The organism is Rhodoferax sp. WC2427 (assembly GCF_040822085.1).
Classification (GTDB): domain Bacteria; phylum Pseudomonadota; class Gammaproteobacteria; order Burkholderiales; family Burkholderiaceae_C; genus Rhodoferax_B.
Map to the genome: position 1 here is coordinate 1,362,472 of NZ_CP162006.1, position 21,137 is coordinate 1,383,608.

Sequence of the window (21,137 nt, forward strand, 5' to 3'; positions counted from 1 at the left end):
GCCTAACCAGGCGCTTTTTTCGTTTCTGCACCACGGGAGCTGGCTGCGGCGATGGCCACGGCGGCCACCAGCAGCAGGGCGGCGAGGGCGAAGGTCGCCTGCAGGCCAGTGGCTACGGCCTCGGGGCGCGCCGTGGCAATGTCGGCCGTGCCTGCCGCAAAGGCAAACACCGCCCCCATCACCGAAGCACCCGTCACCAGCCCCAGGTTGCGCGACAGGCTGAGCAGGCCGGAGACCACGCCGCGCTGGTCGGCGGGCACGTCCACCATCACGGCGGTGTTGTTGGCGGCCTGGAACAGCTGGTAACCCGGGGTCAGGATGGCGATGGCTGCGATATAGCCGACCACGCCGAACAGCATGGGCAGCACCGACAGCGCCACCGCGCCCGCCACCATCGCCACCAGCCCGGCGACCACCATCGCTGCCGCACCCCAGCGGTCTACCACCTGGCCTGACAGCACGCCGCCCAGGATGGAAATGGCCGGGCCGATGGCCATTACCAGGCCCACCGTGGCCGCGCTCAGGCCCAGCGCCCGCGACAGGTAGAACGGCCCCACCACAAAGGTCGCCATGACCACCGTGGCCACCAGCACGTTGGTGGCCAGGCTGGCGCCCAGCGCCGGGTCGCGGAAGGCCGCCAGCTGGACCAGGGGGGAGGCCACGCGGGTCTGGCTGAACACGAACAGGCCGGTGCCAGCGGCTGCGGCCAGCAACAGCGCGATATTCAGCGTGCCGAAGTGGCCCCGCCCCAGCGTCATCGCCAGCGCATAGGCTGCCAGGCTCAGCGCCAACAGCAGCGTGCCGATGGCGTCAAACTTGGCGGTGCTGCGGCCTGGGCGATCGGCGGGCAAATAGCGCTGTGCCAGTACAAAAGCCAGGATGCCCAGCGGCAGATTCACCAAAAAGATGGCCTGCCAGCCGAAGCCGCCAATCAGCACACCGCTCAGCGTGGGGCCGAGTGCGGTGCCCACGGCGGACATGGTGCCCAGCAGGCCCATGGCGCTGCCGGTCTGGGCCTTGGGCACCGTCTCGGCCACAAAGGCCATGGTCAGCGCCATCATGGTGGCCGCACCCAGGCCTTGTGCCACCCGCGCCGCCAGCAGCAGCGCCAGCGACGGTGTGGCGGCGCACAGCACCGAGGCCGCGGTGAACAGCCCGATGCCGCCCAGCAACAGCCGCCGCCGCCCAATGATGTCGCCGAGTCGCCCCACGCTGACGATCAGCGTGGTGATGGCCAGCAAATAGGCCAGCACCACCCACTGGACTTGCTGGAACGAGGCGTTGAAGGCCAGGGCCAGGGTGGGCAGAGCCACGTTGGCGATGCTGGTACCCAGCGAGGACAGCAGCATGGACAGCGACAGGCTGGCAAGGGCCCAGGGGATTTGGCGATTTTTAAACATGGATGCGTCTTTCTGTGGAGCTAGCCGCGAGCGTAGGCCTTTACGCGGCATGGCGGAAGACGCAGCGTTTGCACTGTATGCGTGCGCAAGACGCCATGCCAGGCCCGAACTGCGCTATCGTGGACGCATGGCAATCCCCGATTTCAACCTGCTGGTCACGCTGGACGTGCTGCTGGCCGAAGGCAGCGTGGCGCGTGCCGCCCGCCGCCTGCGCCTGAGCCCGTCGGCCATGAGCCGGGCGCTGGCGCGGCTGCGCGAGACCACCGGCGACCCGCTGCTGGTGCGGGCCGGACGCGGCCTGGTGCCCACACCCCGCGCGGTGGAGCTGCGCGAACAGGTGCGCCAGCTGGTGCAGGATGCACAAGCGGTGCTGCGCCCCACCGAGGCGCTGCAGCCCGCGCACCTGGTGCGGACTTTCACCTTGCGCACCAGCGAAGGCTTTGTGGAGTGCTTCGGCCCCGGCCTCATCGCCCGGATGGGCGCAGAGGCGCCTGGAGTGCGGCTGTGCTTTGTGCAAAAGCCCGACAAAGACAGTGCGCCCCTGCGCGAGGGGGCGGTGGACCTGGAAATCGGCGTCGTGGGCAGCGGCGCCGCGCCCGAGCTGCGCACCCAGGCCTTGTTCCGCGACCGTTTCATCGGCGTGGTGCGCGCGGGGCACGCGCTGAGCGAAGGCGAGATCACGCCCGCCCGCTATGCCGCCGGGCAGCACATCAGCGTGTCGCGGCGCGGGCTGTTCAAAGGGGGAATTGACGAAGCGCTGGAGCCGCTGGGGCTGCAGCGCGACATCGTCACGATCGTCGGCGGCTTTTCGACCGCCCTGGCGCTGGCCCGGGCTACCGACCTGGTGGCCAGCGTGCCCGGGCGGCACACCGGGGTGCTGCGTGCCGGCATGCACAGCTTTGACCTGCCGGTGGCCACGCCGGTGTTCACCGTGTCCATGCTCTGGCACCCCCGGCTGGAGGCCGACCCGGCGCAGCGCTGGCTGCGCACCTGCGTGCGCGAGGTCTGTGTGGCGACGGACTGAAGAATGCTTGTCCTCCAGGGCCGACAATATGCGATTGTTTTTGTAACTGGACTTACGCAAGTTCCCCCTGTAAGCCCGAAGGGCGATACAGGGGCGCTGCGTAAGTCCTATGTAACCTTGTCGTCCTCCATAAGGAATGTGCCATGCCGCTTGTCGTTTTCAACCAGAAGGGTGGGGTGGGCAAGTCCACCATCACCTGCAATTTGGCCGCTATCAGCGCCAGCCAGGGGCTGCGCACGCTGGTGATCGATCTGGACCCGCAGGGCAACTCCAGCAGCTACCTGCTGGGCGCGCAGGCCCGGGACGACCAGCCCACGGTGGCCGGGTTTTATGAGCACTGCCTGAGCTACAGCCTGCGCACCGTGCTGCCCACCGACTTCGTCGTCACCACGCCGCACGAGAACCTGCACCTGATGCCGTCCAGCCCGCTGCTGGGCGAGCTGGAGAGCAAGCTGGAGTCGCGCCACAAGCTGTACAAGCTGCGCGAGGCCCTGCAGCTGCTGGCGGCGGGCTACGACCGCATCTACATCGACACGCCACCGGCGCTGAACTTCTACACCCGCTCGGCGCTGATCGGTGCGCGGGCCTGCCTGATCCCGTTCGACTGCGACGAGTTTGCCCGCAAGGCGCTCTACACCCTGCTGGACAACGTGGCCGAGATCCGCGCCGACCACAACCCCGGCCTGGTGGTGGACGGCATTGTGGTGAACCAGTTCCAGCCGCGCGCCAACCTGCCCCAGCGCATGGTGGGCGAGCTGGTGGCCGAGGGCCTGCCGGTGCTGCAGCCGTATTTGCCCTCGTCGGTGAAGATCCGCGAATCGCACGAGCAGTCCTTGCCCATGGTCTACCTGGACCCGCAGCACAAGCTGACGCAGGCCTTTGTGGCGCTGCACGACGTGGTGCAGGGCTTACGGGTCGTGTAATTGGCGGCGTAAATTCATTTGCTACTGATTTGGTAGCTGCTCACGCTGATGCCATCAGCGCAGGCGGCCTGTTTCCTTTAAATTGCAGATGGGTGGTAGCAGTCTGTGCTTGACGCGTACCGGCTGCGCAAGGCATAGTCCATAGCAAAATAATTTCTATTTTGTTATAACTGATATCACTATTGCAATGGCACAAAGCGCATCGAATCTAAGCTCCACCTACCCCAGCCTGCGCGAGCAGGCTGTTTTTATTACCGGCGGCGGCAGCGGCATTGGCGCGGCCATGGTGTCGGCGTTTGTGCAGCAGGGCGCACGCGTGGCCTTTGTGGACGTGGCCGAATCCGCCAGCCAGGCACTGGCGCAGGAGCTGGTAGAGGCTGGTTTCCCTGCGCCGTGGTGGCGCACCTGCGATGTGCGCGACATTGCGGCACTGCAGACTGCCATGGCCGACGCGGCCAGCGCTCTGGGTGACTTTGCGGTGCTGGTGAACAACGTGGCCAGCGACGACCGGCACACGCTGGAGTCCGTCACCCCCGCGTACTACGACCAGCGCATGGCCATCAACGAGCGGCCAGCGTTTTTTGCCATCCAGGCGGTGGTGCCGGGCATGCAGCGCCGGGGCGGCGGCTCCATCATCAACCTGGGATCCACCGGCTGGCAGACCAAGGGCACGGGCTACCCCTGCTACGCGATTGCCAAGTCGTCGGTCAACGGGCTGACGCGCGGGCTGGCCAAGAGCCTGGGCGCGGACCGCATCCGCATCAACACCGTGTCGCCCGGCTGGGTGATGACCGAGCGGCAGATTGCGCTGTGGCTGAACACCGAGAGCGAGGCCGAACTGCAGCGCACCCAGTGCCTGCCCGACAAGCTGCGCGGCCATGACATCGCCCGCATGGTGCTGTTTCTGGCCTCGGACGACGGCGCGATGTGCACCGCGCAAGAGTTCAAGGTGGACGCGGGTTGGGCGTGAAGGCACATCGCTACATTTTTTGATGTAGTTTTTGATAGCTGCTCACGCTCAATGCATAAGCGATAGGGGCTGATTTAATGCCTGAAAAATGGCCTTAAAACCACTATTTACGTCTCCATGGCCTCCAGCGTGCAGCCGTAGAGCGCCAGGCTGGCGGCTTTCAGGGCGGTCAGCATGACCTTGGCGGCGGGCGAGGGCAGGCGGTCGGTGCGGGTGATGATGCCGAACGCGTCCATGTGGCAGGGCATGTCCAGCGGCACGATGGCCACCAGGCCGTGCGCGGCGTAGTAGCGGGCCACGTCGGCGGCAATCACCGCCAGCATGTCGCTTTGCTGCAGCATGCGGGTGATGAACAGCAGCGCCGATGACTCGATGACGTTCGTCGGCGGCGCCAGGCCCACTTCCTGGAACATCAGGTCGAACCGGTGCCGCAGCACGCTGCCTGCGGGCGGCACGATCCAGCCCGTACCCACCACATCGCGCAGCGCTAGCCCGTCTACGCCGACCAGCGGGTGGCCGGGGCGGGCGATGGCGCACACCGGTTCCTCAATCAGCGGTTCGTAGCGCAGATTGGTTTTGTCTTGCTCGGCAAATAGGCGCGCCACCACCAGGTCGAGCTTGCCCTGCTGCAGTCGCTCGATCAGCACCGGGCTGTTTTCGATCTCCAGCCCGACGCGCAGCGTGGGCTGCTCCCGCTTGACCATGGCCACCGCGCTGGGCAGCAGCGTGAGACCGGGCGAGGTGATGGCCCCCACCCCGACCTGGCCAAAGCGCCCGGCTTTCAGGGCCGTCAGCTCCTCGTGCGCCTGGTTCAGGCTGGCCAGCGCCACCCGGGCGTGGCGGATCATGGTTTCGCCATACCAGGTGGGGCGCATGCCGCGCGGCAACCGGTCGAACAGCGGCACCTCCAACACGTCTTCCAGGTCCTTGAGCAGCTTGGACGCGGCGGGCTGGGTCATGTTGAGCACCTGCGAGGCGCGGTGGATGTTGCCCTCGTCGTCCAGGGCCACCAGCAACAGCAGTTGGCGGGTCTTCAGGCGGGCACGGATAAACCAGGGGGAGCTCGAGGCCATGGGGTTTTCCAGAATGTGAATATTGATATGTATTTTGGCTAAAAAACCATTGGATTGATACCTGTTTTGTTCTTAGACTCTCAGGGTGTTTGTAATTAAGCATTCATCTAATTGGCCAAAGAAGCTGATACCGGGTTCTAATGCCGTCCTTGTGGACGGTGTGCAGGGCAAATAACTAAACCACCAGGAGACAACATGCGCATCCATCGCCGTACCCTCGCCATCGCACTGGCCGCCGCACCTTTGGCGGCCCTGCTGCCAGGCACCGTGTTCGCACAGAAGAAGATCGTGCTGGGTTTCAGCCAGGTCGGGGCCGAGAGCGAGTGGCGCACGGCCAATACCGAGTCCATCAAGGCCTCCGCTGCAGAAGCCGGTATCGAGCTGAAGTTCTCCGATGCCCAGCAAAAGCAGGAAAACCAGATTAAGGCCATCCGCTCGTTCATCGCGCAAAAAGTGGACGTGATCGCGTTCTCGCCCGTGGTCGAGTCGGGCTGGGAAACCGTGCTGCGCGAGGCCAAGGCCGCCAAGATCCCGGTGGTGCTGACCGACCGCTCGGTCAATGTGAAGGACGACTCGCTGTACGTCTCGTTCATGGGTTCGGACTTCATCGAAGAAGGCCGCAAGGCAGGCCGCTGGCTGGTGGAAGCCATGAAGGGCAGCACCGGCGATGTGAACATCGTCGAGCTGCAGGGCACGGTGGGCTCGGCCCCGGCCATCGACCGCAAGAAGGGCTTTGAAGAAATCATCAAGGCCGACCCCAAGTTCAAGATCATCCGCTCGCAAACCGGCGACTTCACCCGTGCCAAGGGCAAGGAAGTCATGGAGGCATTCCTCAAGGCCGAGGGCAAAAAGATCAATGTGCTTTATGCACACAACGACGACATGGCCATCGGCGCCATCCAGGCCATCGAAGAAGCCGGCATGAAGCCCGCCAAGGACATCACCATCATCTCCATCGACGCCGTCAAGGGCGCGTTCGAGGCCATGATGGCGGGCAAGCTCAATGTGTCGGTCGAGTGCAGCCCGCTGCTGGGCCCACAGCTCATGTCGGCGGTGAAAGATTTGAAGGCCGGCAAAACGCTGCAAAAACGTATCGTCACCGAAGAAGGCATCTTCCCCATGGAAGTGGCCGCCAAAGAGTTCCCCAAGCGTAAGTACTGATCTGCATCCCCCTCGGCGCGTTGGATACTGGACGCGCCTTTTTAAAAACCCTCGGAGACAATTCCAATGAAACGTACGTTACTCAAATCTGTGTTGGCCAGCTTGGCCTTGGCTGCACTCGGTGTTGCACCGCAAGCCAATGCCCAAGACAAGGGCACCATCGGCATCTCCATGCCGACCAAGTCCTCGGCCCGCTGGATTGCCGACGGCGACAACATGGTCAAAGTGTTGAAAGACCGTGGCTACAAGACCGATTTGCAGTACGCAGACGACGACATCCCGAACCAGCTCGCCCAGATCGAGAACATGGTCACCAAGGGTGTGAAGGTTTTGGTGATTGCCTCCATCGACGGCACCACGCTGTCCAAAGTGCTGCAAAACGCGGCCGACAAGGGCGTCAAGGTCATCGCCTATGACCGCCTGATCAAGGGCTCGAAGAACGTGGATTACTACGCCACGTTCGACAACTTCCAGGTCGGCGTGCTGCAAGCGGGCACCATCGTCGACAAGCTGGGCCTGAAGCAGGGCAAGGGCCCGTTCAACATCGAACTGTTTGGCGGCTCGCCTGACGACAACAACGCCTTCTTCTTCTATGACGGCGCCATGAGCGTGTTCAAGCCCTACATCGACAGCGGCAAGCTGGTGGTGCGCAGCAAGCAAATGGGCATGGAAAAAGTCGGTACCCTGCGTTGGGACGGCGCGGTGGCCCAGGCCCGCATGGACAACTTGCTGTCGGCCTTCTACACCAAGGACAAGGTTGACGCCGTGCTGTCCCCGTACGACGGTATTTCCATCGGCATTTTGTCCTCGCTCAAGGGCGTGGGCTACTGCACCAAGACCCAGGCTTGCCCTGTGGTGAGCGGCCAGGATGCGGAAGTGCCTTCGGTCAAGTCCATCTTGCGCGGCGAACAGTACTCCACCATCTTCAAGGACACGCGTGAGCTGGCCAAGGTTACCGCCAACATGGTGGACGCCGAACTGTCTGGCAAGAAGCCCGAAGTCAACGACACCAAGACCTACAACAACGGCATCAAGGTGGTCCCTGCCTACCTGCTCAAGCCCGTGGCCGTGGATGCCACCAACTGGAACCCGATCCTGATCGGCAGCGGCTACTACAAAGAATCGCAAATCAAGTAAAGGCATCCGCCCCAGGCCAAAAGCCCGGGGTATTGCCAGTGCGCTTGAAGAGGCCCTGCATTGCGAGGTGTAGGGCTTTTTTTTTCGGTGTTTTATAAAAATAAAAGGGTGCTGATGGTGAACACAATCCTAGAGATGCACGACATCCGCAAGACATTCCCCGGAGTGGTTGCGCTGAACAAAGTGAACCTGCGCGTCAGCGCGGGTGAAATACATGCCCTCGTCGGCGAGAACGGCGCGGGCAAATCGACCTTGATGAAGGTGCTGTCGGGCGTGTACCCACACGGCGAATACACCGGTGAAATCCGCTACCAGGGCCAGGAACAGCGTTTCAAGGGCATCCACGACAGCGAGCAGCAGGGCATCATCATCATCCACCAGGAGTTGGCCCTGGTGCCGCTGCTGTCGATTGCCGAAAACATCTTTTTGGGCAACGAGACCGCGCACAACGGCGTGATCGACTGGATGGCCGCGCACAGCCAGACCCAGGCGCTGCTGAAGAAAGTGGGCCTGAAGGAATCGCCCGATGCCCTGATCACCAACATCGGCGTGGGCAAGCAGCAATTGGTGGAAATTGCCAAGGCGCTGTCCAAAAAAGTCAAACTGCTGATCCTGGACGAGCCCACCGCCAGCCTCAACGAGACCGACAGCGACGCGCTGTTGATGCTGCTGCTGGAGCTCAAGGCCCAGGGCATTGCCTGCATTTTGATTTCGCACAAGCTCAATGAAATCGCCAAGGTCGCCGACTCCATCACCATCCTGCGCGACGGCACCACCGTCGAGACGCTGGACTGCCGCGCACAATCCATCAGCGAAGACCGCGTGATCCGCGGCATGGTGGGCCGCGAGATGGCCGACCGCTACCCCAAGCGCACCCCGCAAATTGGAGAAACCGTGTTCGAGCTGCGCGACTGGCGCGCCTACCACCCGCAGCACGCCGACCGCGAGATGGTCAAGGGCATCAACCTCACCGTCAAGCGCGGCGAGATCGTCGGCATTGCCGGGCTGATGGGCGCGGGCCGCACCGAGCTGGCCATGAGCGTGTTTGGTAAATCCTGGGGCCAGCGCATCAGCGGCAAGGCGCTGCTGCACGGCAAGGAAATCGATGTCTCCACGGTGCAAAAAGCTGTGGCCCATGGCCTGGCTTATGTCACCGAAGACCGCAAGGGCAATGGCCTGGTGTTGAACGAAGACATCCAGTGGAACACCTCGCTGGCGAACCTGCCCGGCGTGTCCAAAAACGGCGTCATCGACGATGGCCGGGAGTTTGCCGTGGCCCAGGGCTTTCGCGAAAAGATGCGCACCCGCTGCTCGGGCGTGGACCAGAAAGTCGTCAACCTGTCGGGTGGCAACCAGCAAAAAGTGGTGCTCAGCAAGTGGCTGTTCACCAACCCCGAGGTGCTGATCCTGGATGAGCCCACCCGCGGCATCGACGTGGGGGCCAAGTTCGAGATCTACACCCTGATCGCGCAGCTCGCCGCCGAGGGCAAGTGCGTGATCGTGATCTCCTCCGAGATGCCCGAACTGCTGGGCCTGTCGGACCGCATCTACGTGATGAACGAAGGCCGTTTCGTGGCCGAGATGCCCACCGCCGAAGCCAGCCAGGAAAAGATCATGCGCGCCATCGTCAGCGCCAACTAAATAAAAACCAGAGCATTCAGACCATGGAAAAAACAATTGCAACCCCTGCTGCCACCGCCGCGCCTTCGGGCCTGAGCTTCTTCAAGAGCAACCTGCGCGAATACGGCATGCTGCTATCGCTGGTGGCCATCATGGGCTTCTTCCAGTTCATGACCGACGGCACGCTGATGCAGCCGCTGAACCTGACCAACCTGGTGCTGCAAAACAGCTACATCGTGATCATGGCGCTGGGCATGCTGCTGGTGATCGTGGCGGGGCACATCGACCTGTCGGTGGGCTCCATCGTCGGTTTTGTCGGCGCGGTGGCCGCCGTACTGATGGTCAACTACAACTGGCACTACCTGCCCACGGCCATCGTCTGCCTGGCGGTGGGCGGGCTGATCGGTGCGGCACAGGGCTACTTTGTGGCTTTCTTCCGCATTCCGTCCTTCATCGTCACGCTGGCGGGCATGCTGGTGTTTCGCGGCCTGGCACTGGCGCTGCTGCAAGGGCAGTCGGTGGGGCCATTCCCGGATACCTTCCAGTCGCTGAGCTCGGGTTTCATCCCGGATTTGCTCAGCTCTGAAGGCCTGCGCCTGACCTCGCTGCTGCTGGGCGTGTTGGTGGCCATGGCGCTGGTGGTGGCGGGCATCCGCGCACGTGCCAACCAGCAAAAGCACGGCGTGGCCGGCGAACCCACGGCTTTTTTCTGGGGCAAGATGGTGATTTTCTCGGCCCTGCTGATCACTTTCAGCTACCTGCTGGCATCCTACAAGGGGCTGCCCAATGTGCTGATCGTCATGGCGCTGCTGATCGCGGTGTTTGACTTTGTCACCAGCCGCACCACCATTGGCCGCCGCGTCTACGCCCTGGGTGGCAACGAAAAGGCCGCCAAGCTGTCGGGTATCAAGACCGAACGTCTGGCCTTCTACACCTTCATCAACATGGGTGTGCTGGCCGCGCTGGCCGGGCTGGTGTTTGCCGCGCGTCTCAACACCGCCACGCCCAAGGGCGGCCTGGGTTTTGAGCTGGACGTGATTGCCGCCTGCTTCATCGGTGGGGCCTCGGCCTCGGGCGGTGTGGGCAAGGTGATGGGCGCGGTGATTGGCGCCTTCATCATGGGCGTGATGAACAACGGCATGTCCATCATGGGCATCGGCATCGACTACCAGCAGATCATCAAGGGCTTGGTGCTGCTGGCCGCTGTGTTTGTTGACGTTTACAACAAAAACAAGGGATGACCGGCACCAGCGCACTGCCCGTGCTGGAGCTCACGGGTATCGACAAGGAATTTGCCGGTAACCCTGTGCTGAGAAACGTGCAATTGCGCTTGTACCCTGGCGAGATCCACGCCCTGATGGGGCAAAACGGCGCGGGCAAGTCCACGCTGATCAAGGTGCTCACTGGCGTGCTGGAGTCCAGTGGCGGGCAGATGCTGTTGATGGGGCAGGCCATCCGGCCCGACTCGCCGCTGGCGGCCCAAAAGCTGGGCATCAGCACCGTCTACCAGGAGGTGAACCTGTGCCCGAACCTGTCGGTGGCCGAGAACGTGTTTGCCGGGCGCTTTCCGCGCCTGGGCTGGACGCAGGGCTACCGCATCGACTGGGCCACCGTGCATCGCCGCAGCCGCGAACTGCTGGCCCGCATCGGGCTGGACATCGACGTGACCCAGCTGCTCTCCACCTACCCGGTGGCGGTGCAGCAGCTGGTGGCCATCGCCCGGGCACTGGGCGTGGAATCCAAGGTGCTGATCCTGGACGAGCCTACTTCCAGCCTGGACGAAGACGAGGTGCAAAAACTGTTCGAGGTGCTGCGCCGCCTGCGCGGGGAGGGCCTGGCGATTGTGTTTGTGTCGCACTTCCTGAACCAGGTGTACGCCATTTCCGACCGCATCACCGTGCTGCGCAATGGCGAATGGGTGGGGGAGTGGATGGCCGATGCGCTGCCGCCCCAGGCGCTGATTTCTGCCATGTTGGGCCGTGAATTTGCGGTGCAAAACGCCCATGCCGGGCAGCAGCGCGATGCCGCCCAGCAGGTGGTGCTGCTGCAAGCCCAGGGCCTGGGCCAGGCCGGGCGCTTGCAGCCGGTGGACCTGCAGCTGCATGCAGGCGAAGTGTTGGGGCTGGCGGGCCTGCTGGGTTCCGGCCGCACCGAGCTGGCGCGGCTGTTGTTTGGCCTGGAAGCCGCCGACAAGGGCAGCCTGCAGATCGACGGCCAGACGGCCCAACTTGGCAGCCCGGCCGACGCGGTGCAGCATGGCATCGCCCTGTGCCCCGAAGAGCGCAAAACCGACGGCATCGTCGCCGAGCTGTCGGTGCGTGAAAACATTGCCCTGGCGCTGCAGGCGCGCCTGGGCGTGCGCAAGTTCTTGAGCATCGCCGAGCAGACCACGCTGGCCGAGCATTTCGTCAAAACGCTGGGCATCAAGACCGCCAGCATCGAAACGCCCATCGGCCTGCTGTCGGGCGGCAACCAGCAAAAAGCGGTGATCGCCCGCTGGCTGGCCACCGACCCGCGCCTGTTGATTCTGGATGAGCCGACCCGCGGCATCGACGTGGCCGCCAAGCAGGAAATCATGGAAGAAATCCTGCGCCTGGCACGCGGCGGCATGGCGGTGCTGTTCATCTCCAGCGAGATGAGTGAAGTGGTGCGGGTATCCGACCGCATCGCCGTGCTGCGCGACCGCCGCAAAGTGGGGGAGCTGCCCGGTGGCAGTTCTGAAGACGAAGTTTATGCACTGATTGCGGCCGACCATGTTTAAGACCTTTTTACGGCATCCGCGCGCGTGGCCGTTACTGACCTTGCTATTACTTTTAATAGTTAACGTGGTGTTCAACCCGGGCTTTTTGCACATCGAATGGCGCGACGGCCACCTGTACGGCAGCCTGGTCGACATCCTGAACCGGGCCGCACCGCTGGTGCTGGTGTCGCTGGGCATGACGCTGGTGATCGCCACCCGCGGCATCGACATTTCGGTGGGCGCGGTGGTGGCGATTGCGGCCGCGCTGGCCGCCTGGATGATTGGCGGCGCGCTGGTGGTGCAAGACGGGGTGGCGGTGCACGCCAGCCGCTTTCCCATGCCGCTGGCGATTCTGGCCGCGCTGGGTGTGGCGGTGGTGTGTGGCCTGTGGAATGGTTTGCTAGTGGCCCGCATCGGCATGCAGCCCATCATTGCCACGCTGATTTTGATGGTGGCAGGCCGGGGCATTGCCCAGCTCATCACCGGCGGGCAGATCATCACCATCTACTACGCGCCGTTTTTCTTTCTGGGCAGCGGCTACCTGGCGGGCCTGCCGTTCTCGCTGTTCATCGTGGCCCTGGTGTATGGCGTACTGCACCTGGCCATGACGCGCACCGCCTTGGGCCTGTTCATCCAGGCGGTGGGCATCAACCCGGTGGCGGCGCGCGGCGTGGGCATCCAGGCGCGCAAGCTCACCGTGTGGGTGTATGCCTTTTGCGGGTTTTGCGCCGGTGTGGCCGGGCTGTTGATCAGCTCCAACGTGAAGAGTGCCGACGGCAACAACGCCGGGCAGCTGCTGGAGCTGGATGCCATTTTGGCCGTCACCCTGGGCGGCACCGCGTTGACCGGCGGGCGCTTCAGTCTGTTTGGCAGCGTGATTGGCGCGCTGATCATCCAGACGCTGACCTACGCCATCTACTCGCTGGGCGTGCCGCCCGAGATCAACCTGGTGGTGAAAGCCGTGGTGGTGTTTGCGGTGATGCTGCTGCAGTCTGCCGAGTTCCGCGCCACCGTGCGCATGTGGACGCTGCGCCCCGCGCACGCCGGAGGCCGGGCATGAGTGCGACCCCCCGTTTCAATCCCCAGCACCTGCCTATTCTGGCGACGGTGTCCTTGTTTGCCGCCATGGCGACACTGGGTTCGGTGTTCTATGACGGTTTTTTCTCGCTGCAGGTGTTTTTGAACCTGTTGATCGACAACGCCTTTTTGGTAATCGTGGCGGTGGGCATGACCTTTGTGGTGTTGTCTGGCGGTATCGATCTGTCGGTGGGCTCGGTGATTGCGTTCACCACCATGGTGTCGGCCTCACTGGTGGAGAAGCATGGCTGGAGTCCGGCGCTGGTGATTCCGCTGGTGCTGCTGATGGGCACGGCCTTCGGGGCCTGCATGGGCTTTTTGATCGAGCGCTTTCGGCTGCAGCCCTTCATCGTGACGCTGGCGGGCATGTTCCTGGCGCGTGGCCTGTGCTACCTGATCAGCATCGACTCGATCAGCATGACCAACGGGTTCTATTCCGACGTCTCGCAGATGCGCATCCCGGTGTGGGGCGATGCCTCGCTGTCCATCGGCGCGGTCATCGCGCTCATCGTGCTGGCGGTGGCGGTATTTGTGGCGCACTGCACGCCGTTTGGCCGCACGGTGTACGCCGTGGGCGGCAGCGAAAGCTCGGCCCTGCTGATGGGCTTGCCGGTGCGTGCCACCCTGATCGGCGTGTACACGCTGTCGGGCTTTTGCTCGGCGTTGGCAGGCGTGGTGTTTACGTTTTACATGCTCTCGGGCTACGGCCTGCATGCCGTGGGCATGGAGCTGGACGCGATTGCGGCGGTGGTCATCGGTGGCACGCTGCTCACCGGTGGCTCGGGCTACATGGTTGGCACCCTGTTTGGCGTGCTGATGCTCGGCATTATCCAGACCCTGATTTCCTTTGACGGCACTTTGAGTTCCTGGTGGACGCGCATCGTCGTAGGTGCGCTGCTGTTCCTGTTCTGCCTGCTCCAGCGGGTGTTTGCCGCCCATAAATCCCCCCAACCCTGAAACTTTCCTATGACCGATTCCACCGATACCCCCAAGAAAATGCGCTCCGCCGAATGGTTTGGCAGCGCCGACAAAAACGGCTTCATGTACCGCAGCTGGATGAAGAACCAGGGCATTCCGGACCACGAGTTCGATGGTCGCCCCATCATCGGCATCTGCAACACCTGGAGCGAGCTCACCCCCTGCAACGCCCACTTCCGCAAGATCGCCGAGCACGTGAAGCGCGGCATCTTCGAGGCGGGTGGCTTCCCGGTGGAGTTTCCGGTGTTCAGCAACGGCGAATCGAACCTGCGCCCCACGGCCATGCTGACCCGCAATCTGGCCAGCATGGACGTAGAGGAGGCCATCCGCGGCAACCCCATCGACGCGGTGGTGCTGCTTACCGGCTGCGACAAGACCACGCCTGCGCTGCTGATGGGCGCGGCCAGCTGTGACATCCCCGCCATCGTGGTCACCGGCGGCCCCATGCTCAACGGCAAGCTGGATGGCAAAAACATCGGCTCCGGCACGGCGGTGTGGCAACTGCACGAATCGCTGAAAGCGGGCGAAATCAACGAGCACCAGTTCTTTGCCGCAGAGGCGGGCATGTCGCGCTCTGCGGGCACCTGCAACACCATGGGCACGGCCAGCACCATGGCCTGCATGGCCGAAGCCCTGGGCACCTCGCTGCCACACAACGCCGCCATTCCGGCGGTGGATGCACGCCGCTACGTGCTGGCGCACATGTCGGGCATCCGGGCGGTGCAGATGGCCCGCGAAGGCCTCACGCTGTCCAAAATTCTGACCCGCGAAGCCTTTGAGAACGCCATCCGCGTCAACGCGGCCATCGGCGGCTCCACCAACGCCGTGATCCACCTGAAGGCCATTGCCGGCCGCATCGGCGTGCAGCTGGACCTGGAAGACTGGACCCGCATCGGCCGCGGCACGCCCACCATCGTTGATCTGCAGCCCTCGGGCCGCTTCCTGATGGAAGAGTTCTACTACGCCGGTGGCCTGCCCGCGGTGGTGCGCCGCCTGGGCGAACACGGCCTGCTGCCGCACCCTGATGCGCTCACCGTCAACGGCAAGTCCATGTGGGACAACGTGCGCGAAGCGCCCCAGTACAACGACGAAGTCATCCGCCCCATCGACAACCCGCTGATCGCCGACGGCGGCATCTGCATCCTGCGCGGCAACCTGTCGCCCCGCGGCGCGGTACTCAAGCCGTCGGCCGCTACGCCCGCGCTGCTGAAGCACCGGGGCCGCGCCGTGGTGTTCGAGAACCTGGAGCACTACAAGGAACGCATCGTCGACGAAGACCTGGACATCGATGCCAGCTGCGTGATGGTCTTGAAGAACTGCGGCCCCAAGGGCTACCCCGGCATGGCCGAGGTCGGCAACATGGGCCTGCCGCCCAAGCTGCTGCGCCAGGGCGTAAAGGACATGGTGCGCATCTCGGACGCCCGCATGAGCGGCACCGCCTACGGCACCGTGGTGCTGCACGTGGCCCCCGAAGCCGCTGCGGGCGGCCCGCTGGCGGCCGTGCGCGACGGCGACTTCATTGAGCTGGACTGCGAACAAGGCCGCCTGCATCTGGACATCAGCGATGCCGAGCTGGCCGAGCGCCTGGCTGCGCTGTCGGGCCATTCGTCTCAACAGCCCAAGCCCCTGTCGGGCGGCTATGCCCGTTTGTACGTAGACCACGTGCTGCAAGCCGACGATGGCTGCGACTTCGACTTCCTGGTCGGCTGCCGTGGCTCCACCGTGCCCCGCCATTCCCACTAATTGTTTAAACGCCATGTCCAAAGTTTTTAACGCTACCAACCCCCGCTACCGCGGCATCTTCCCGGTCGTCCCCACCACCTTTACCGCCTCGGGCGAACTGGACCTGCCCAGCCAGAAGCGCTGCGTCGATTTCATGATCGACGCGGGCTCCGACGGCCTGTGCATTCTGGCCAACTTCTCCGAGCAGTTTTTGCTGTCGGACGACGAGCGCGAGATCCTGACCAAAACCATCCTGGAGCACGTGGCAGGCCGCGTGCCGGTGATCGTCACCACCACCCATTTCGGCACCACGGTCTGCGCCCAGCGCAGTCGCCGCGCGCAAGACATGGGCGCGGCCATGGTCATGGTGATGCCGCCCTACCATGGGGCCACGTTCCGTGTGGGCGAGCCGCAGATTTACGAGTTCTACGCCCGGCTGTCGGATGCCATCGACATCCCCATCATGGTCCAGGACGCGCCCGCGGCGGGTACGCCGCTGTCGGTGCCGTTCCTGGCCCGCATGGCGCAGGAGATCGAGCACCTGGCGTATTTCAAGATCGAAACCGCCGGTGCGGCCGCCAAGCTGCGCGAGCTGATCCGCGTGGGCGGCGAGGCCATTGAAGGCCCGTGGGACGGCGAAGAAGCAATCACGCTGATGCCCGACCTGGATGCCGGTGCCACCGGTGCCATGACCGGCGGCGCCTACCCCGACGGCATACGCCCCATCATCGAAGCCCACCGCGCGGGCGACCGCGACAAGGCCTACGCGCTGTACCAGCAGTGGCTGCCGCTGATCAACTACGAAAACCGCCAGGGCGGCATCCTCACCGCCAAGTCGCTGATGGCCGAGGGCGGCGTGATCGCCTGCGAAGCCCCGCGCCACCCCTGGCCGGACATGCACCCCGCGGTGCGCGCCGGTTTGATCGAAACCGCCCGCCGACTCGACCCCCTGGTGCTGCGCTGGGGTAAATAACAGTCGCTATTGTTTTTATAGCTCCTCACGCTTATGGAATGGGCGTGAGAGGCCTAAAAACCTTATAAACCGTCGTGCCATGCGGCGGGCCCGGCGGGCAAATGCATGGACCATCCGCCAGGGCCGCGCGCCCTTGACCTGCGCGATCACCCCGTCCTTCCACACCAGCCAGCGCGGATACCAGCGGCGAAACCAGGCCAGCTGCATCAAGGCGGGCTGCGTGAGCTGAAACAGGTGTGCCGCCAAGGCCGTGCCCACCACCTTGGCCGCCAACACCACCAGCAGGCCCAGCACGGTGTGGCCCCGGGCCATCCAGTACACCGCCAGCAGCTTGACCGGCAGCAGGGTCAGCATCGGCACGCACAACACCAGCAAGGCCGCGTAGGGCGGCAGCCGCTGTATCCGCGCTTCCAGCTGCGACCACACCGGCAGGCGCGCCAGCCGGTCCATGGCCCGTGCCAGCGGCTCCCAACCCCACTCGCCAAAGATCAGCAGCAGCGCCAACGCGGTGTGGAACACGGCCATCAAGAAACGTTTCAGGTAGTGCATGCAGGGGTCCTGGTGTAGCGCCCAGCAAGGCCGCGGTGTTCGATGGTAAATTGGCCGATTGTTCGTACCCGGTCTGAAGCTGTTCTTAAACCATGCATTCCCGCGCCCTTGTTTTATTCTCCGGTGGGCAAGATTCCACCACCTGCCTGGCCTTGGCCTTGTCCAAGTACGCCCATGTGGAAACTGTAGCCTTTGACTACGGCCAACGCCACCACGTCGAGCTGGACGCACGTTTGCACGTGCTCGCCCATATCAAGGCCCAGTTCCCCCAATGGGCGGACAAGATGGGCGAAGACCATTTGCTGGATTTGTCGGTGCTGGGCCAGGTCAGCGAGACCTCGCTCACCCGCGACATGGCCTTCAAAATGGAGGAGGGCGGCCTGCCCAACACCTTCGTGCCGGGCCGCAACCTGCTGTTTTTGACGCTGGCTGCCGCGCTGGCCTACCGGCGCGACCTGGAAGTGATCGTCACCGGTGTCTGCGAAACCGACTTCTCCGGCTACCCCGACTGCCGCGACGACACCATGAAAGCCATGCAGCTGGCCTTGTCGCTGGGCATGGACAAGCGCTTTCTGATCGAAACCCCGCTGATGTGGATCGACAAGGCCCAGACCTGGGAGCTGGCCCGGCAACTCGGCGGCCAGCCCCTGGTGGACCTGATCGTGGAAGACACCCACACCTGCTACCTGGGCGACCGCGTGCACCGCCATGCCTGGGGCTATGGCTGCGGCGAATGCCCGGCATGCGTGTTGCGCGCGCGCGGATTTGAGCGGTTTGTAACGCCCGTCTGAGCCGCCTGTGGTCCGTTGCCGACAGGCACGTGACGAATATCACCCTTGGTTCTTTTCCTTGTTGTTTGAGGGACAGACGGATCCATTAACAAAAGTTACGCAAGGTAACATTCCGGGATGTGCGCACGTTTTGTGTGCACTTGCCGCCGTTGGACCCTTGCATGACCCCATTTTCTCCCCCTTGCCGCGCAATTTTCTTGGCGCTCCTGTGTGCTGCCAGCATGACCAGCCACGCTGTCACCGACAGCAAAGCCTCCCGTTTTTACGAAGATGCCTTGGGCCGCTTCGAAAAGCGCGACATACCCGGTGCCATCATCCAGCTGAAAAACGCGCTGCAAATCGATAGGAACATGCTGCCTGTGCAGGTGCTGCTGGGCAAAGCCTTGTTGGCCAACGGTGAGGCCGCGGCATCCGAGGTGGCCTTGCTGGAGGCCTTGCGCCTGGGTGTGAACCGTGCCGAAGTGGTCGTTCCCCTGGCCCAGTCGTTTATTGCCCAGGGCAAGCAAAAAATGGTGCTGGAGCAGCCGCAGTTCAACCCAGCGGGCCTGCCACAGGACACCCAGGTTCAATTGCTGGTGTTGCGCGCGGCGGCGGCATCGGACACCGGCGACATCCGTGCGGCGATGCGCAACATCGAAGACGCGCGCGTTGCCGACCCGCGTTCTGCCGATGCCTGGCTGGCCGAAGTGCCCGTTCGCATCCGTGAGCGCAAGTTTCGGGAAGCCCATGATGCGGTGGCGCGGGCGTTGGCACTGGCCCCCAACGCTGCAGAGGTGTATTACCAAAAAGCGGCGATTTTGCATGTCCAGGGCAACTTGAACGGTGCGCTGGCCGCCTACACGCAAGCGCTCCAAATGAACCCTAAACACATGGAAGCCCGGGTTGCCCGTGCCGGGTTGTTGGTCGATATGGGCAAGCCAGCCGATGCAGCGAAAGACGTTGCCGAGGCGCAGCGGTTGTCCCCCAGAGAGCCGCGCGCTGCCTACCTCAAAGCGCTGTTGGCCGAAAAAGAGGGCAATGCCAAGGCCGCCACGGCGGCGCTGCAAGAAGTCACGGCCCTGATCGACCCGGTGCCGCTGGAGTTCATCCGCTATCGGCCGCAACTGATGATGCTGAACGGATTGGCCCATTACGGCCTGAACGAGCGCGAAAAGGCGCGGCCCTACCTGGAGGCCTTCCAGCGGGCGCAGGGTGCCACCACCGTTTCCAAGCTGCTGGCCCAGGTCTACTTTGCCGAGGGCAATGTGGACCGGGCTATCGAGACGCTGGAGGGCTATGCCAAAGCCGTGCCCGGCGATAGCCAGGCTCTTGTGCTGCTGGCGTCCGCCCACATGTCGCAGGGGCGCAATGCCAAAGCCACCGCCCTGATGCAAGAAGCCTTGCTCTCCAAAGACACCCCCGAGGTCCGCACCACGCTGGGCTTGAGTCTGATGGGCAGTGGCCAATCCGACAACGCCATGGCGCAACTGGAAAGCGCCTATAAAAACGACCCGGCTCAGACAATGGCGGGTGCCGCATTGGCCGGTCTGTATTTGCGTGCTGGTCAAAACGCAAAAGCGGCTGCGGTCGCCCAAGGGCTGGTCAAACAGCAGCCCGGCAATGCAGGGTTCCAGAATTTACTGGGCATGGCGCTGGCCCAGACCGGAAACCTGCCAGGGGCCAAGGCTGCGTTCGAGGAATCGGCCAGGATTGACCCGGCGCTGCTGCCGCCGCAGCTCAATCTGGCCCGGTTGGACATTGCCAGCAAGGCTTTCGATGCAGCGGCCATCCGGCTTGCTGCCATGCTCAAGTCCAACGAAAAGAACGTCGAAGTGCTGATGGAGTTGGCCAATCTGGCAGACCTGCGGGGCCAGACCGACGAAGCAGTCAGGTCACTGCGCAAGGCCGATGACTTCAGCGGTCTGCACGACGTGCGCCCCGGCTTGGCGCTGGTGCAATTGCATCTGCGCAAGGGGCAAGTGGCACCGGCCATCGAAGCCGTGAAGAAATTGTCGATCAAGGCCCCGGAAGATCTGGCGGTGTTGCTGACCTCTGCGCGCGCCATGCTGGCCAACGCGGACCAGGCGGGCGCCCGCGCGGCATTGACGACCGCCACACGGGTGGCCGAATTCAATGCGTCTCGGCAGGTGGAAATTGCGCTGTTGCAACTCTCTGCTAACAACCCGGCGGGCGCAGCCTATAGCCTGGATAAAGCACTTTCGACCGCCCCCGCCCATTTGCCCGCCCAGGCGCTGAAGGCCGAAGTGCTGCTGCGCCAGGGCGATGTGGCCAAGGCGGATCAACTCGCCCGGCAGATCGTGGCCCAGGCACCCAAGCGGGCAGTGGGCTACAGCCTGCAGGGCGATATTGCTCTGGCGCGCGGGCAAAATGCTGCCGCCATCGATGCCTACCGGCGAGCGCACCAGACCGAGCCCTCCAGCGACACGCTGTTGCGCTTGTTCGGCGTGCTGTCGGCGCAAGACGGCGGTAAGGCCGCGCTGCAACTGGCAGACCAATGGACCAAGAGCCATCCACAGGATCTGGCGGTGCGCCGGGTGGTGGCTGATTTTTATGCCCGCAGCGGTAACTACGCAGCGGCCCGCACCGCCTACGAGGCGCTGCTGAAAACGGTGCCGGGCGATGCCAGGGTGCTGAACAACCTGGCCAATGTGCTGTTGCGCTTGAAGGACCCGTCGGCCGTGGCCATTGCCGAGCAAGCCTTGGCCAAAGACCCCGCCAACGCCAGCGCCATCGACACCCTGGGCTGGACGCTATTCCAATTGGGCGGCAGCACCCAGTCAGACCGGGCCCTTCAATTGCTGCGGGACGCACGCCTGCGTGAACCCGGAAACCCCAGCATCCGGTACCACCTGGGTGTGCTGTTGGCCCAGTCGGGACGCAAGGCCGAAGCGCTGGACGAGGTGGAGGCCGCACTGAAAGCAGGCCGTGGATTCGAGAGTTCATCCGACGCGGAAACCCTGGCGAAGTCGCTTCGGTAAAGTGTCGGCATTGTTTACAAT

General features: G+C 63.7%; 17 protein-coding genes. 14 read left to right on the forward strand and 3 right to left on the reverse strand.

Annotation, left to right across the window (positions count from 1 at the left end):
- Positions 1–2 precede the first annotated feature (2 nt).
- Entirely contained in the window at positions 3–1,400 is a 1,398-nt protein-coding gene (locus tag AB3G31_RS06530; RefSeq protein ID WP_367849380.1) for an MFS transporter, read from the reverse strand.
- Between the two features lie 127 nt (positions 1,401–1,527).
- On the opposite strand from AB3G31_RS06530, the gene AB3G31_RS06535 reads away from it, so the two are divergent.
- The 3 genes from AB3G31_RS06535 (at position 1,528) to AB3G31_RS06545 (ending at position 4,317) form a co-directional block, all read left to right on the forward strand.
- Positions 1,528–2,424, forward strand: a complete 897-nt coding sequence (locus AB3G31_RS06535; protein WP_367849381.1) for a LysR family transcriptional regulator — start codon at positions 1,528–1,530, stop codon at positions 2,422–2,424.
- Between the two features lie 143 nt (positions 2,425–2,567).
- Positions 2,568–3,347, forward strand: coding sequence for a ParA family protein (locus AB3G31_RS06540; RefSeq protein ID WP_367849382.1), 780 nt, complete (start codon positions 2,568–2,570; stop codon positions 3,345–3,347).
- A gap of 187 nt (positions 3,348–3,534) precedes the next feature.
- Positions 3,535–4,317, forward strand: coding sequence for an SDR family NAD(P)-dependent oxidoreductase (locus AB3G31_RS06545; RefSeq protein ID WP_367849383.1), 783 nt, complete (start codon positions 3,535–3,537; stop codon positions 4,315–4,317).
- A gap of 107 nt (positions 4,318–4,424) precedes the next feature.
- Here the strand turns inward: AB3G31_RS06545 and AB3G31_RS06550 are convergent, their stop codons facing one another.
- A complete protein-coding gene (locus AB3G31_RS06550) occupies positions 4,425–5,390 on the reverse strand; it encodes a LysR family transcriptional regulator (protein WP_367849384.1) in 966 nt (321 codons plus the stop codon).
- Positions 5,391–5,585: 195 nt separating this feature from the next.
- Between AB3G31_RS06550 and AB3G31_RS06555 the strand changes: the two genes are divergently transcribed.
- The 9 genes from AB3G31_RS06555 to AB3G31_RS06595 all read left to right on the forward strand — a co-directional run bounded on the left by AB3G31_RS06555 (position 5,586) and on the right by AB3G31_RS06595 (position 16,798).
- The gene (locus AB3G31_RS06555) at positions 5,586–6,551 is read left to right on the forward strand and encodes an ABC transporter substrate-binding protein (RefSeq protein ID WP_367849385.1); all 966 of its coding nucleotides are present in this window, start codon (positions 5,586–5,588) and stop codon (positions 6,549–6,551) included.
- Between the two features lie 66 nt (positions 6,552–6,617).
- Entirely contained in the window at positions 6,618–7,688 is a 1,071-nt protein-coding gene (gene chvE / locus AB3G31_RS06560; RefSeq protein WP_367849386.1) for a multiple monosaccharide ABC transporter substrate-binding protein, read from the forward strand.
- A 114-nt stretch (positions 7,689–7,802) separates the two neighbouring features.
- Positions 7,803–9,329 carry a multiple monosaccharide ABC transporter ATP-binding protein gene (gene mmsA / locus AB3G31_RS06565; RefSeq protein WP_367849387.1) on the forward strand — a complete coding sequence of 509 codons (1,527 nt, stop codon included), beginning with the start codon at positions 7,803–7,805 and terminating at the stop codon, positions 9,327–9,329.
- 23 nt (positions 9,330–9,352) lie between these two features.
- Positions 9,353–10,549, forward strand: a complete 1,197-nt coding sequence (mmsB, locus tag AB3G31_RS06570; protein ID WP_367849388.1) for a multiple monosaccharide ABC transporter permease — start codon at positions 9,353–9,355, stop codon at positions 10,547–10,549.
- A complete protein-coding gene (locus tag AB3G31_RS06575) occupies positions 10,546–12,069 on the forward strand; it encodes a sugar ABC transporter ATP-binding protein (protein ID WP_367849389.1) in 1,524 nt (507 codons plus the stop codon). Before mmsB ends, AB3G31_RS06575 begins: the two co-directional genes overlap by 4 nt.
- Complete coding sequence (locus tag AB3G31_RS06580) at positions 12,062–13,108, forward strand: ABC transporter permease (protein ID WP_367849390.1); 1,047 nt, start codon at positions 12,062–12,064, stop codon at positions 13,106–13,108. The genes AB3G31_RS06575 and AB3G31_RS06580 overlap by 8 nt, the downstream gene beginning before the upstream one ends.
- Positions 13,105–14,082 (forward strand): galactofuranose ABC transporter, permease protein YjfF, encoded by a 978-nt coding sequence (yjfF, locus tag AB3G31_RS06585; protein ID WP_367849391.1) that lies wholly within the window; start codon positions 13,105–13,107, stop codon positions 14,080–14,082. Before AB3G31_RS06580 ends, yjfF begins: the two co-directional genes overlap by 4 nt.
- Before the next feature lie 9 nt (positions 14,083–14,091).
- A complete protein-coding gene (locus tag AB3G31_RS06590; RefSeq protein WP_367849392.1) occupies positions 14,092–15,846 on the forward strand; it encodes an IlvD/Edd family dehydratase in 1,755 nt (584 codons plus the stop codon).
- Between the two features lie 13 nt (positions 15,847–15,859).
- The gene (locus AB3G31_RS06595; RefSeq protein ID WP_367849393.1) at positions 15,860–16,798 is read left to right on the forward strand and encodes a dihydrodipicolinate synthase family protein; all 939 of its coding nucleotides are present in this window, start codon (positions 15,860–15,862) and stop codon (positions 16,796–16,798) included.
- A 15-nt stretch (positions 16,799–16,813) separates the two neighbouring features.
- Here the strand turns inward: AB3G31_RS06595 and AB3G31_RS06600 are convergent, their stop codons facing one another.
- Complete coding sequence (locus AB3G31_RS06600) at positions 16,814–17,347, reverse strand: hypothetical protein (protein ID WP_367849394.1); 534 nt, start codon at positions 17,345–17,347, stop codon at positions 16,814–16,816.
- Positions 17,348–17,439: 92 nt separating this feature from the next.
- Between AB3G31_RS06600 and queC the strand changes: the two genes are divergently transcribed.
- Positions 17,440–18,138 (forward strand): 7-cyano-7-deazaguanine synthase QueC, encoded by a 699-nt coding sequence (gene queC, locus AB3G31_RS06605; RefSeq protein ID WP_367849395.1) that lies wholly within the window; start codon positions 17,440–17,442, stop codon positions 18,136–18,138.
- Positions 18,139–18,359: 221 nt separating this feature from the next.
- Positions 18,360–21,116, forward strand: a complete 2,757-nt coding sequence (gene prsT, locus AB3G31_RS06610) for an XrtA/PEP-CTERM system TPR-repeat protein PrsT (protein WP_367849396.1) — start codon at positions 18,360–18,362, stop codon at positions 21,114–21,116.
- Positions 21,117–21,137: the final 21 nt, after the last annotated feature.